Here is a 13,717-nt window from a genome sequence, read left to right as displayed (position 1 = left end):
TTCCTGCCGCCATCAGGCCGGTAGGATTTCGGCAAAGCCTAGGCCAGTGACACCGCCCGACCAGGCTTCGTAAATAAACACTTCCCCCCGGCCAGCCGGAAGGGCTCCCATCACCGCTAGATAATGGCGGATTTCCATGCCCCCATTGCCCCCGTCGCGCATGATCTCTTCGTCGGTCATCGAAAGCAGCGTGGACGGGTCGCCGGACACGATGGCATCGAGGACCTTCTTGTCGAACTCGGGGTTGATTCGGCCCATTTCTCCTGTGCCGACCCAGTGGCTGATCCCACCGCTACCGATCAGCACAACGCGTTCGTCACCCGGCATGCCTCCAACCGCATCGCGCACCATCTGCCCGAACTCATACGCCCGCTGAAGGCGAACATATGGCTCGACGCCGCTGGCCATGTAAACGGGAACGGTCTGAACCGATCCGTCGGTCGGAAGGGCAAGTTGGGCCGGAACGCCGATTGCATGATCCACGCCCAGATCGCGCGCGACGGATACGTCGAACCCATTGTTATGGGCGTGATTGACAAGGTAGTTGGCGAAGTCCGGATCGCTCGCAATCGGTGCATTAGCTACGCCTGGCAGCCGATCAATCGGACCATGCAGCTCGCCGGTAGCAATGAGGAATTGCGGCAGGCAACGCGGGCCGAACAGAATGTAATGGTCGGCGCCGAAAATTATCGCCTTGGTCGCGCCCGATGCGCGAACCTTATCGCATATCCGGGAATAGGCCGCGAGAAGGTGATCGCGCTCCTTCTTCTGCGGATTTACGAACAGCAAGGGGTCATGCGGCATTATATAGCCGCCAACGATATTCGCCATTTAACAACTCTCTCCTGTGTGTCGAAAACTCGGCGACGTGATGTCGCGCAAACTACAAACTATCCTTACCGCCGCTCGACGCTTCCAACCGTGATGCAAGCTTGGGAACCCGGGCAAGATATTCGGGCATTGATTGCGGCCCGCGGACGCTGGTCCAAAAGCCCATCAAGAGCATCGGATTGATTCCGTATTCGAACAGGTTTTCTACCTGCATAGAAATAACCATCTCGCGTTCGGTCTCGCTGAGTGCATATTTGCCCGCGACTTCTCCGGCATCTTCGCGAAATGCTTCCTTCCGGTTACGTGAAGTACTCACGTCATAAAACAATTGCTCGACAGCCCCGTAGCTCATCCCATTCGCTTTCTTTTTGCATTGCGACGACGGGGATAATCCCCAGTGTCTTTTTAGGCATTGGCAGGAATGAGTCAATACCCTTGCGTATGGTTTGGCAATTTAGGGCCGCCGACTTACCTATTTTTTTGCGCTTTCCTGCGGCTATGGCGCTACCAGGACAGCACAACTTTGCCGACTGTCTCTCGCGACCGTAGCGCCTTCATCGCCGCGACCACTTCACCCATTGGATAGACATCTCGAATCAGCGGGCGAATCCCACCTGCGGCACAAAGCTCGACCAGTTCTTGCTGGATCGCGCGGATTTCGTCGGGATCGCGGTCAAAGCTCCAGTAGACGCCGTGCACGCTGGCTGATTTTACCAGCATGTAATTCGCCTTCAGCGCTGGTATCTCGCCGCTCGCGAAGCCGCATATGAGCAGTTTTCCCTGCCAGGCGAGCAGCCGCAAACTCTGTTCCGAAGTTGCGCCGCCGACCGGATCAACCACGATGTCGACGCCATTTGGAGACAATGATTTGACCTCTTTGTACCAATCCGGCTTGCGATAATCGATAACATGGTCCGCGCCATTTTCGATTGCGAAACGGCGCTTTTCCTCCGACCCAGCCGTGGCAATGATGCGGGCTCCGGCGGACCGGGCAAGCTGGGTCGCTGCGACCCCGAGACCGCCACTCGCAGCGTGGATCAGGACCGTCTGGCCCGCAGTCAGATTGCCTTTCTGAAACAAGGCGACATGCGCCGTGGTGTAAGAAACCGGAAGCGCAGCGGCGGCACGAGCATCGATGTCTCCGATCGCCATCAATCGGTCTGATGCAACCGCGCAATATTCCGCGAAGGCACCGCTGCGAACCTGACAAGCAACCCTGTCTCCAGGCTGAAACCGCGAGCCTGCGCTGGTCTCCACGACTGTTCCAGCAAGCTCGTTACCGGGGACAAACGGCGGCTCGATACGGTCCTGATAGCGGCCCGCGATAGCAATTTCGTCAGCAAAATTGAGCGCTGCGGCCTCCACCTTCACCAGGGTATCAACCGGATTCGGACCGCCTTGTTCCAACGAGGGAACGGGAATCCGATCGAACACCAAATCCTCCGGCTTGCCATATTCCTTCACGACCCAAGCCAGCATCTTCTTCAAATCAATTACCCCTTACAAAATATCCATTCGCATAAGTATGGAAATGACTGTTATCTGACAAGCCCAATCGGCAAAAGGTGGAATTTAATCATGTCAGCCAGCAATGCCGCATCGGCCATGTCTCGCGCTGGCGGTGTAGTCGCTTTCTTACGGCGAGGTCGTCGAACTTGCGTCAAGCATCGAGGCCGTACTCGCTCGAATGGGTATCGAGCCGGGGGAACGCAAAGATTATATGGGTCTGCCCCATACCGTGTTCACGCTCAGCTGTTTCGCGATATGCCATATCGGCGCGGTCTATGTCGGGCGCAATCCGTTATACAGTGCCGATCGGCTAGCCAGGCAATGTGTCGATAGGGGCCTGAAAGCCATCGTGACCTTCGATGAGCCCGGGCCGCTCGCCAAGTCTCTCCAGATACGCGAACGCATCAGCCGTCCCGTGCCCCTGCTGGTCGGTTCCTTCACACAGGGTCCGCGCGAGGCAATCGCGCTGCAAGAATCTGAGATGGCATCGTTCCTGCAGACCATAGCCGACCTACTGACGGCCGGTGGATCAGTGAATCGGATCACGTTCGACCCCGTCGCACAGCCCGCCCTGCTCCAATTCACGGGCGGTACCACCGGCACGCCCAAGGCCGCAGTCCTCACCCCTTACAATCTGCAGTACAATTCGGCCTAAATGGTCAGCTGGTATCCTTAGCTCAAACACGGCAGGGAAGTTATGCTTTCGGCAGCCCCGGCGACCCACGCGGGCGGGATCGAGCCGGTCCAGAATTTCACAATGCAACCGGCCGAAGAACTGGTCTCTCTACCGCACTTCGATCCAATGAATGCCCTGGAACTGGTCGAAGAACGACAGATCACCATCCTTCTGCTGGCCCCTACCATGGCCATCGCCCTGCTGAAGGTGCCCCGTGAGCGGCCGATCGACTGGTCGGGCATGAAATGCGTCCAGTGCGGCGCGCGACCGGTACCAGGAGAACTGAAGGAGAGGTTCCTGGAGGCGACCGACCACTGGATCACGACCCTATACGGCATGAGCGAAACCGCTCGGGCGGTCGACTATTCGCCGCCCGAACGCACGCATGCGCAATGCACCGATGTTCGCCTGCCCTTCACCGAATTGGAAACCCGCAAGACAGACGATCCCCGTCAGCGGGCGGCGGTTAGCGAAATCTGTCTGCGCGGCCCGCTGGTGATGAAGGAATACTCGCGTAATCCGGAAGCGAGCGAGTAGGAATTCGTCGACGGTTTCTTCCGCAGCGGCGTTCTCGGTTCGATGAGCGAAGACGGGCCTGCCGCCGTTAACGGCAGGCTGAAGGACATGATCATCGCTGGCGGCTTCAATATCTACCCTGCCGACGTGGAGCGCGCGATGCTGGGCCATCCCGCCGTTCGGGAGGCGGCGGTCATCGGCGTGCCCGAGGATTACCGAGATGAGACTGCAAGGATGATCGTTAGTCTGCGACGAGGCGAGCAGCTTGATCTCAAGCATCTCAAGGAGTTTCTCTCCGGGCGGCTTTCCCCGATGGAAATTCCCACGATCCTGTCGATCGCAACCGAAATTCCGCGCAATGAGAAAATGAAGATTTCGCGGCAGGGCCTGCGCAAGCGCGAAGGCCTCGCCCCGCGCGGAACGGGGCGAAGTGACCGGGCGGCGGAATTGCGCCGCCACCCGGCCCCTTTCATCACCGAACCAAGGCTAGACCAAGTCGCGTTCCTTGGCCATCGACAGCGCCGTGTCCTCGATCATGTCTTCCTGTCCGCCGATCATCTTCTTGCGAGCCAATTCAATTAGGATGTCGCGCGCGGACAGGCCGTATTTCCGCTCTGCTTCCTTGGCCTGATACAAGAAGGTCGAATAGACTCCCGCAAAGCCGAGGGTGATAGAATCCCGGTCTGCACGGGGCGGCTGCGGCATAATCGGCAGCACCCGGTCTTCGGCTACGTCCATGAGTTTGAACAGGTCGACGCCAGTCTTGATACCCATCCGTTCGCTGACTGCGGCCATTAGTTCCAGCGGCGTATTGCCCGCCCCGGCACCCAGCCCGGCCGCCGAACCGTCGATACGATCCGCGCCCGCCGCCACGGCCGCCAGCGAATTTGCCACACCCATGCCGAGATTGTGATGGGCATGAAAACCGATCTCTGTCGCATCCTTCAAGGCTGTGCGCAGCCCGCCTATGCGAGCCGTCACGTCATCGGGCAGCATGTAGCCGGCCGAATCCACGCAATAGATCGTCGTCGCCCCGTATCCTTCCATCAACAATGCCTGTTCGAACAGATGATCTATCGAGGTCATATGGGCCATCATCAGGAAGCCGACCGTATCAAGACCGAGTTCGCGCCCCAGGCCGATATGTTGTTCGGTGACGTTGGCCTCGGTGCAATGCGAGGCCACATGGACGCACCCTGCCCCGCAATCGGCGGCCATCCGCAATTCATCCAGTGTGCCGATGCCCGGGACGTGAAGGACCGAAATTGTCGCATTCTTCACGACCTTGGCCACTGCCGAAATATACTCGCGATCCGTATGCAGGCCGCGCCCGTAGTTGAGAGACGATCCCCCCAGCCCGTCACCATGAGTGACCTGGATCAGGGGCACTCCGGCATCGTCGAGTCCCGAAGCGATGTCGACCATCTGGTCCAGGGTGATTTGATGGCGCATCGAATGCATGCCATCGCGCAGGCACATGTCATGCAGCTTCAGTTTGCGGCCTCTGACCTGATCATCCAGCGTCATTATGCGTTCTCCATCACGGGTTCTAGTTCAAGCTGGCCATCCAGAATGTCCTGAGCGAACATTTCGGCGGTGCGGACAGAGGCCGCTGTCATGATGTCGAGATTTCCGGCATATTTGGGAAGGAAATCGCCAAGTCCCTCCACCTTGAGGAAGATCGACACCTTGCGACCTTCGAAAGTCGGCCCGTTTTTCAACTGGTAGCCGGGCACGTATTGCTGTACCGCCGCGATCATCTCGTGGACGGAGGCGGTGATAGCTTCCTGGTCGGGTTCGTCGACGGTTTCGCAATAGACGGTATCGCGCATCATAAGCGGTGGTTCCGCCGGGTTCACGATCACGATCGCCTTGCCTTTCGCCGCCCCTCCAACCTCTGCTACCGCAGCCGAGGTCGTGCGGGTGAACTCGTCGATATTCTTGCGCGTGCCCATGCCAATCGACTTCGAAGCGACGGTGGCGATGATTTCGGCATACTCCACCTCCTGCACACCGCTGACCGCGGCGACCATCGGGATCGTGGCTTGCCCGGCGCAGGTGACCATGTTGACGTTCATGGTCTTGCGCCCCGCAAGGTCTTTCAGATTAATCGGCGGGACGCACAGCGGGCCGATGGCAGCGGGCGTCAGATCGATCATCAGGACACCAAGTTCATTGAGCTTGCGACTGTTGTCCGCATGAACATAGGCCGAGGTCGCATCGAACGCGATCTGAACCCCATCCTCAATCACATGGGAAACCAACCCGTCGACCCCTTCTGCGGTGGTCTTGAGCCCCAGTTCTTTCGCGCGGGCCAGACCTTCGGACCCGGGTTCGATGCCCACCATCCAGACCGGTTCGAGAACCTCGGAACGCAGCAGTTTGTATAGAAGATCGGTGCCGATATTTCCCGGCCCGATTATTGCACATTTGATTTTATCCATCTCTTCCTCTTTCAGTTGAATTGAGCTTGTTCGCGAGTACTTGAACGCTTGCGGTCGGCCTCTACCCCCGCCAGGGGCGGCCTAGGTGAAGGTCAGGCGGCAGGTTCCGAGACCATCGCTAAGGCTGAGCAGCAGCGTGTCGCCGGCGGAGATTTCGACCATCGGGCCAAGCGCCCCGGAAAGGATAATTTCGCCTGCCCTGAACGGCATGCCGAGACGACCCAGCGTATTGGCGAGCCACGCGACCGAGTTGAGCGGCGAACCCTGGACCGCGGCCCCGACGCCGCTCGCAACCTCGGTTCCATTGCAGTCGATTTTCATGCTCACGCTGGCAAGATCAATGTCGCGCGGATCGACCTGCTGCGTGCCGATTGCGAAAATCCCGCATGAAGCATTGTCGGCGACAGTATCCTGAATCCGGATGTCCCAGTCGCAAATGCGGCTGTCGACGATCTCGAAACAGGCGGTGACATATTCGGTCGCCTCAAGAACATCTGCCGCCGTCACGCCGGGCCCTGTCAGGTCATGCTTCAGGATAAAGGCGATCTCTCCCTCGGCCTTTGGCTGGATGAGAGACTTGCGCTCTACTGTGGCATCATCGGCAACCAACATGGCATCGGTCAACTGGCCGAAATCAGGTTCAAATACCCCGATCATCTCCTGGACCACCTTGGACGTAACCCCGATCTTCTTGCCGATGATTTCCTCACCGGTCTCCAGCCGCCGCGCAATCAAGCGTTCCTGAACGCGGTAAGCATCGACGATATCTATATCCGGATTCCGGTCCCGAAGATTGGGGATCGTCTCACCGGCGATCAGGGCATCGTAAAGCTCATCGCCCAGTGAAGTGATGATCGAAGGTTCAATTGTCATTGCCTAAAACTCTCCCAAATGAACGCAAAATTGCGCAGCTGTTACTTATCGGCTCACCCCTTCCAGCCACGATCTATTGCATCATCAGCCACAAATTGGATGAGTTCGCAAATCTACCGTTTACTGAAAGCTTTCGGATTGATCATTCATCAGAACATTGGGCCAACTTTCCCCATTCTACCAGCCTTGACAACCGTGCCTTTTGGTCTAGAGCCTCACCCTGTGAGAGGAAGAGCCGAGATGAATGAAGAGGCGGGTACATCGGTTGCCGAGCGATTGCTCGACTTGCTTGAGTGCCTTTCATCGTCACCTTTGACGGTGAGGGAAATATCCGAAACTTCCGGAATACCTCTTTCGACCGCTCATCGGTTGCTGCGGCCACTGGTGGCGCGCAAATACGTGCTGCGGCACGGGCGGGGGCGCTACCTGCTCGGCATCGCCAGCTTGGAACTTGGAGCGCGCGTGGATCTCGATTCCATCATCACCAGCGCTACCCGTCCGATCATCGCGGATCTTGCCAAGACCTGCAAGCACACGGTGCATCTGGGTGTTTTCCGGAACAATCTGGTCCGTTACCTGGTCAAGGCCGATGCTGGATATTCGCGTACCCCCTCGCAGGAGATGACCGAACTCGAGGCCTATTGCACCGGGGTCGGCAAGATGCTGCTTGCCCAGCTCGCTCACGATCAGCTGGAGGAGTATCTGGCTCCAGACGATTTCGTCCCTCTGACGCAGAACACCATTTCGCAGGCCGATGCCTTGCGGAAGGAGATCGGCGACGTGCGCAGGCAAGGCTGGGCGATGGACCGGGGTGAGATATATTCCGAATTGCGCTGTCTTGCGGTGCCGATAGAGGATCGGACCGGGCGGCTGATGGCGGCAGTTTCGGTCACCGAGGTGTGCACCGACGAAAATTTCGAAGAGGCGGAGGAGAGGCTGCTCACGCTCCTGCCGAGCATCGTCGAGGCGGCGGAGGCAATCTCCGTCATGCTGCGGGCTTCGTAGGGTCGCTGCGCTGGAAAACGGGCTCTGAACTTGGCCAATGCACCTATCCCATTCTCGAACTGAGCCCGCCGTCGCTGACTAGGATCGTTCCGTTGAGGTTCTTGCCGTCGCGTCGGGACGCAAGCAGCACGTAACACCCTGCATGATCATCTGCCGCGGCGGCTCTTCCTAGCGGCGATGCCTTCGCTACCATTTCAACGGTCCGTTCTTCAGAATCGAGCCGACGCGAAGAACTCTCCAGCGCTGCGAGACCCGACAGGCCGGTCACCGTCCCGCCCGGAGCGACTCCATTGACGCGCACATGCGGCGCCCATTCATAGGCCAGCTGATAGACCACGCCGCGCAGCGCAAACTTACTTGCGGTATAGAGCGTCCCGCCGCCGCCAGCCCTGAAACTGGCGTTCGAACAGGTCACTATCAGGGAGCCACCCGATTCCCGCAGCGCCTCGACGGAGGATCGTGCGATCAATAAGGTCGAAAGTACATTGATGCGGAACAGTTCCTCGAACGCGGTCTCCACATCGGCCGTGCCCATCCGATCTATTCGCTTGTACCAATCGTACACGCCTGCATTCGCGACCACGCAGTCCAGCTTGCCGAATTTTTGCAGCGCGAGCGCGACCCCGCGTCTGCAGATCTCGGCCTCAGTGCAATCGCCTGCCACGACCGCACACCGATCGCCTAAACGATCCGCCAGGTCGGCAAGCGCATCCGCATTGCGATCCAAGGCTACCACATTCGCCCCCTCTTCTACGAAGCGCAGGGCCACCGCTTCTCCGATGCCCGAAGCAGCCCCTGTGATCACCGCAGTCTGTCCCGATAGAATCTCCACCATTTCTCACCCTCTGATTTTTGGCTCATGCCCATTTTGGCAAACCATACTCTTACGTATTGACATTTCTGCGAAGGTCTCGCAACAGATATTTCACAAGAATTTGACAAATTGCGTGGTGTGGAGAGAGATATGTCCAGTAATCTGAGGCTCCCCGATATCGGGGCTTCGATAGACGTCGACGGTATCCAGACGAATTATCATGAACACGGTGAAGGCGATCCAGTGATCCTCCTTCACGGTTCGGGTCCGGGCGTCACGGCATGGCAGAATTGGCAAGGAATCCTGCCTCGCCTTGGCGAAACGCACAGGGTTCTGGCCCCTGATATCGTGGGATTTGGCTTCAGCCCTTTGCCCGAAGGCGAAAAACCGGGGATCAAGCTGTGGACCCGGCATCTGGCGGGCTTCATCGACGCCATGGGCCTCAATCGAGTGATACTAGTTGGCAACAGTTTCGGCGGCGCGCTGGCGCTTGGGATGATGGCTAATCACTCCGACAAGGTGCGCTCGCTCGTTCTCATGGGGACCCCAGCGGGCGAGTTCGAGCAGACCCAAGGTCTGGCGAACAGCCGGACCTTCGAACCCAGCATGGATGCCATGCGCGCAATGATGCAGGCCTTTCCCTACGATCCGTCGATCGTCACCGACGAGGCCGTCGCCGCGCGGTTGCGCGTCGCCGAGATCGCCAGCGGTAAAGAAACCATCCGCAAACTGCAGCCCGGCGAGGAACAGAATGCCAAGGGGTCGCGCATCGTGAAAGGCATCCCGCTGCAGCAGCTTGATGCGATCACCGTGCCGGTGCTGATCCTTCACGGGCGGGAAGACAAGATGATCCCGCTGCAGGTGGCGGTACGTATGCACGAGCACCTCAAGCGTTCGGAAATGCACGTATTTGGTCAGTGCGGCCATTGGGTGCAACTGGAACGCGAGGAACAGTTCCTTGAACAGGTCCGGGGTTTTTTCCGCAACAACTGAACGCCTAGCAAACTCGCAAGCGCGTTTCAATCCGCCCTCAACTCAGCTTCCTCCTAAGATGGTACTTTATGCAGAAATCGAAAACCAGATCCGAGATACTTCGTCGCCTCAGTGAAGGCGATCCTGTTTTTACGCGGAAAGAATATTCCGATGTCGTAACCATGTTCTGGGACACCGTAGAGGCGTGCCCGGACCAGCTTGCCTTGGTCGAAGGCGGCAGAAGCCTTTCTTACGCGCAGTTTGGCGCCGCGGTGGCTGGTCTCGCGGCGCGGATCAGTCAGATTGTCCCGCCTTCAGGGCGCGTCGCGATCTGCATTCCGAATTCGATCGAGGCCAATGTCGCCATCTACGCCGCGCTAAGCGCCGGCGCGGAAATTTCGACGGTCAACGCCGACTATACCCCGCGCGAACTGGGTGCACTGTTCGAGATAGCGCCGCCCGGTCTGGTCCTAGCTGGTGAGCGTAACTCCAACGTTGCCGGGGAAGCCGCCGACAATGCCCATGCGCAGCTGATTACCGTGGGCGAAGGTGGCATTGCAATCGAGCAATTGCTCGACACCCAGCCCACTCGGCCTGAGGTGAAAATCACGGGCGACAGTCCCTGCATCATCATGTTCACCGGCGGATCGACTGGCACGCCGAAGGGCGTGCAGCGCAGCCACCGATCGGAAATGAGCATCATCAAGGCGATGCATACGGCATGGCCGACGCGCGATCAGGAAGAGGTGTGGCTCAATGTCGCCCCGATCAGCCATGTGTGGGGGACACACATGGGCTGCTTCAACCCGGTCTATGGCCGCTCGCCCCTCATCATCGTACCCCGCTTTCAGCCGGATCTGGTCGCGCGTTTGATGGAGGAACATCGGGTCAGCGTGTTCAGCGGCGGTCCGGCAGCGATCTATCAGGGCCTGCTTGCGGCCCCGGAAGCTGATCTTTCCGCCCTGTGGCTGTGCCCGGGAGGCGGTTCGGTCTTTTCCCGGCAAACCCTGTCGCGGTGGGAGGCCAAGACCGGCCTACCGATCCTTGAGGCGTTCGGCATGACCGAAGGCGGCCCACTCACCGCGCAGCCACTCGACGGCACGCATCAATACGGCACCACCGGGCTTCCCCTGCCAGGCATAGAAGTAGCCATCGCCGCGCTCGACGGCAGCGGCAAGCGGCTGCCCGCAAACGAGAATGGCGAGATACTGATCCGGGGCGAACGGGTGATCGACCGCTACATGGGGCTACCTCCCGTGGCTGAAGACGGCTGGCTCCCCACCGGTGATATCGGTTTCACGACACCGGACGGCTTTCTGGCGGTCGTTGATCGCAAAAAAGACATGCTGATCGTCGCCGGGTTCAATGTCTATCCGAGCGAAATCGAGGAAGTGCTTTCGCTGCTTCCCGAGGTTTCGGACGCTGCGGTGGTTTCCGTGGCGGACGATCGCAAGGGCGAGGTGCCTATCGCCTTCGTGGCCACCGGGCCGGACTCCGGCATGACGGAAGAAGTCTTGCTGAGCCACTGCGCCGAACGTCTCACCAGTTACAAGATTCCTCAAGCCGTCGTCGTGCTTGACGAACTTCCGAAAACTCCTGCCCGCAAGCCGGACAAGAGACGACTGGGAGAGATGGCCAAGCAGTTCATGCAGAAACGAAATGCTTCGAAATAAGTTAGTTCCAAATAAAATAACGTAGAAACAGACAGTCGAAATATTATTATACCTGGGAGATAAAAATGAAGAAATCATTGTTAACAACGGCAGCCATACTGCCTTTCCTGCTCTGTCCGGCTGCGGCCAATGCCCAGAGTGCCACCTCGGATGAGGCCGACCAGGCGGGCGAGGCCCAGCTAAAGGCGGATGCGCAAGCTGACGGCGCGGGCGGCATGATCATCGTCACCGCCACGCGCCGGGAAGAAAGCCTGCAGAAAGTCCCCGTGGCAGTAACCGCCCTGTCGACTGAGGTGCTGACGACCTCGGGCGTTGAACAGGTCCGGTCTCTCAACCAGGTCGTGCCAGGGTTCAACGGCGGCCGCAACCAGAACGTAATGCAGCCCAGCATTCGCGGTGTCGGTTCGAGCGGTACTTCGGTCGGCGATGAATCAAACGTCGCGGTCTATGTGGACGGCGTTTACCAGGGCGATCCCTATTCGACACAGATCGACCTTGTCGAAATCTCCCGCGTCGAGGTTCTTCGTGGGCCGCAGGGCACGGTGTTCGGCCGCAACGCCACTGGTGGTCTGGTCAACGTCGTGACCCCGGATCCTCAGTTCACACCGCGCGCCCGTATCAAGGGAAGCTGGGGTCGCCTGCGCGAGGATGCAAACAATTTCGACATTCGTGCCTACGTTACCGGCGGCTTGACCGACACAATCGCTGCCGATCTCGCCGTTCTCTATCGCAATCAGGATGGATACGCGACGAACCTGCTCAATGGCGGCGCTGTCGGCGATACCGAAATTGCGTCGATCCGGTCCAAGCTGCTGTTCCAGCCGAGCGACCAGGCCGAGTTCATTCTGACGGTCGCATATGTCGATACGCACGAAGAAATTGCGGCCACTGCCCAGCCGTTCGAGGGGAACTCGCTGGGCGCGCAGTTCGCCGGCGCGATCATTCCCGACGAACCCTGGGAAATCTCCAATTTCGCCTTCGGAACGGCTGGCCTGTCTGACTTCACCCGACTGGACATCGCGCTGAAGGGACAGCTCGATCTGGGCGGGGTCATTCTGGAATCGACCAGCTCTTACATGCGTACGCGCGTGCACCAGATCGCCGATTCCGATGGCACCAATATTCTTCTCGGCGAAACGAACATGCGGGTCAAACCCGATACGTTCACACAGGAACTGCGGCTTATTTCGGACAATGGTAGTCCCCTCAGCTGGACTGCTGGCGCCTATTATTACCAGCTGGAGGGTGAGCAGCCGCTTATCCTGATCAATCGCCGGGACGTCGCTACCCCGGTCACGCCGATCACGATCGAGCCGGAAGTGGAGAATTCGTCAATCGCGGCCTTTGTCGAAGGCACCTATGATCTGACGCCGAGCCTCTCGGTAACGCTGGGCGGACGTTACACCACGGAGACGCGAAAGTTCTCGCAGCGTATCAACGGCAACCAGCTGTTCACGGATGCGGAGGAGGATTTCGACAAATTCACTTACCGCGTGGCCGTCCAGTACGAAGCTTCGCCTGATCTGAACATCTACGCCACCTATGGCACCGGGTTCAAAAGCGGCACCTTCAACACTTTCGGCACTTCGAACGTGGCGGTCGAGCCGGAAACGATCGAGGCGATCGAGTTTGGCATAAAATCCGATCCACTGCCGTGGCTGCGGGCGAACCTTGCGACCTTCTATTACACCTATGACAACTTGCAAGTGACCGCGCGGGCGGCCAATAATTCGTTCGTTCTGCAGAACGCGGCCAGCGCAGAGATCTATGGTGGAGAGCTCGAGCTTACGGCAGAACCTATTGACGGCTTGGATCTGCGTGCGGCCATCGCCTACACTCATGCCAAATATGATGAATTTTCCAACGCGCAGGTATTCATTCCCCAGGCGGGCGGCGGAAACATGGTTTCATCCACCGATGTCTCTGGTAATCAGCTAGTCCGCACCCCGGAGTTCACTCTGACGCTGGGCGGACGCTACACATTCGATGCGTTCGATGGAGAAGCCTTCATCGGTGGCAACCTCTTCCATTCGAGTGCGGTATATTACGATTACCTCAACATCTTCAGCCAGGATTCTTATGAACTTCTGTCGGCAGAGATCGGTTGGACTAGCCCGGATGACGATCTTACTTTCCGCATCTTCTCGAAGAATCTCACCAACGCAGCGGTGGCCCAGCAAATCTCGCCTGGACCGCTCGCCGCCTACATCATCTACGAACGCCCGCGTGAAGTAGGTGCAAGCGTAGAACTCAGGTTCTGATCTAACGGTCGACGCAGGGCACGAGCATGAACATGCCCTGCGTCGCCATGCCTTTGGGGCCTCGTACTCTTGCGGGTAGCGAGGCCCCTAGATTTTTGGAGCTTCCACATCGCAGCAACAGACACGCGGTGCCCCCGAATAAG

At 58.6% G+C, this 13,717-nt stretch carries 12 protein-coding genes and 1 pseudogene; 6 read left to right on the top strand and 7 right to left on the bottom strand.

Annotated elements, in window-relative coordinates:
* Nucleotides 1–12: 12 nt before the first annotated feature.
* The 3 genes from HUO14_RS04860 to HUO14_RS04850 form a co-directional block, all read right to left on the bottom strand.
* Complete coding sequence (locus HUO14_RS04860) at nucleotides 13–831, bottom strand: DODA-type extradiol aromatic ring-opening family dioxygenase (protein ID WP_176278807.1); 819 nt, start codon at nucleotides 829–831, stop codon at nucleotides 13–15.
* Between the two features lie 52 nt (nucleotides 832–883).
* On the bottom strand, nucleotides 884–1,183 hold the full coding sequence (locus tag HUO14_RS04855) for a hypothetical protein (protein ID WP_176278806.1): 300 nt from the start codon (nucleotides 1,181–1,183) through the stop codon (nucleotides 884–886).
* Between the two features lie 152 nt (nucleotides 1,184–1,335).
* Nucleotides 1,336–2,310, bottom strand: coding sequence for an NADPH:quinone oxidoreductase family protein (locus HUO14_RS04850; RefSeq protein WP_246255371.1), 975 nt, complete (start codon nucleotides 2,308–2,310; stop codon nucleotides 1,336–1,338).
* A 160-nt stretch (nucleotides 2,311–2,470) separates the two neighbouring features.
* Here HUO14_RS04850 and HUO14_RS16255 point away from each other — a divergent pair.
* Both HUO14_RS16255 and HUO14_RS04835 read left to right on the top strand, forming a co-directional pair.
* Nucleotides 2,471–3,553: pseudogene (locus tag HUO14_RS16255) on the top strand (class I adenylate-forming enzyme family protein); the annotation flags it as partial.
* A 42-nt stretch (nucleotides 3,554–3,595) separates the two neighbouring features.
* Nucleotides 3,596–4,114 (top strand): AMP-binding enzyme, encoded by a 519-nt coding sequence (locus HUO14_RS04835; protein ID WP_176278803.1) that lies wholly within the window; start codon nucleotides 3,596–3,598, stop codon nucleotides 4,112–4,114.
* Here HUO14_RS04835 and dmpG read toward each other — a convergent pair.
* The 3 genes from dmpG to HUO14_RS04820 form a co-directional block, all read right to left on the bottom strand.
* Entirely contained in the window at nucleotides 4,019–5,059 is a 1,041-nt protein-coding gene (gene dmpG, locus HUO14_RS04830; protein WP_176278802.1) for a 4-hydroxy-2-oxovalerate aldolase, read from the bottom strand. The two genes, HUO14_RS04835 and dmpG, sit on opposite strands and share 96 nt — an antisense overlap.
* A complete protein-coding gene (locus HUO14_RS04825) occupies nucleotides 5,059–5,976 on the bottom strand; it encodes an acetaldehyde dehydrogenase (acetylating) (RefSeq protein ID WP_176278801.1) in 918 nt (305 codons plus the stop codon). The genes dmpG and HUO14_RS04825 overlap by 1 nt, the downstream gene beginning before the upstream one ends.
* Nucleotides 5,977–6,057: 81 nt before the next feature.
* Nucleotides 6,058–6,849 (bottom strand): fumarylacetoacetate hydrolase family protein, encoded by a 792-nt coding sequence (locus HUO14_RS04820; protein WP_176278800.1) that lies wholly within the window; start codon nucleotides 6,847–6,849, stop codon nucleotides 6,058–6,060.
* 240 nt (nucleotides 6,850–7,089) lie between these two features.
* Between HUO14_RS04820 and HUO14_RS04815 the strand changes: the two genes are divergently transcribed.
* Nucleotides 7,090–7,854: an IclR family transcriptional regulator gene (locus tag HUO14_RS04815; protein WP_176278799.1), complete on the top strand. Its 765-nt coding sequence runs from the start codon at nucleotides 7,090–7,092 to the stop codon at nucleotides 7,852–7,854.
* 43 nt (nucleotides 7,855–7,897) lie between these two features.
* Here HUO14_RS04815 and HUO14_RS04810 read toward each other — a convergent pair whose 3' ends face one another.
* Complete coding sequence (locus HUO14_RS04810) at nucleotides 7,898–8,689, bottom strand: SDR family NAD(P)-dependent oxidoreductase (RefSeq protein WP_176278798.1); 792 nt, start codon at nucleotides 8,687–8,689, stop codon at nucleotides 7,898–7,900.
* 129 nt (nucleotides 8,690–8,818) lie between these two features.
* Between HUO14_RS04810 and HUO14_RS04805 the strand changes: the two genes are divergently transcribed.
* From HUO14_RS04805 to HUO14_RS04795, 3 genes are all read left to right on the top strand, one after another.
* On the top strand, nucleotides 8,819–9,661 hold the full coding sequence (locus HUO14_RS04805; protein ID WP_176278797.1) for an alpha/beta fold hydrolase: 843 nt from the start codon (nucleotides 8,819–8,821) through the stop codon (nucleotides 9,659–9,661).
* A gap of 68 nt (nucleotides 9,662–9,729) precedes the next feature.
* Nucleotides 9,730–11,313: a class I adenylate-forming enzyme family protein gene (locus HUO14_RS04800; RefSeq protein ID WP_176278796.1), complete on the top strand. Its 1,584-nt coding sequence runs from the start codon at nucleotides 9,730–9,732 to the stop codon at nucleotides 11,311–11,313.
* A gap of 65 nt (nucleotides 11,314–11,378) precedes the next feature.
* Nucleotides 11,379–13,574, top strand: coding sequence for a TonB-dependent receptor (locus HUO14_RS04795; protein WP_176278795.1), 2,196 nt, complete (start codon nucleotides 11,379–11,381; stop codon nucleotides 13,572–13,574).
* The last annotated feature ends 143 nt before the right edge of the window (nucleotides 13,575–13,717 follow it).

This window comes from Parasphingorhabdus flavimaris, assembly GCF_013371215.1.
In the GTDB taxonomy this organism is placed as follows: domain Bacteria; phylum Pseudomonadota; class Alphaproteobacteria; order Sphingomonadales; family Sphingomonadaceae; genus Parasphingorhabdus; species Parasphingorhabdus flavimaris.
Note: the sequence above shows the minus strand (reverse complement) of the source record. Positions and strands in the feature narration are given on the sequence as shown.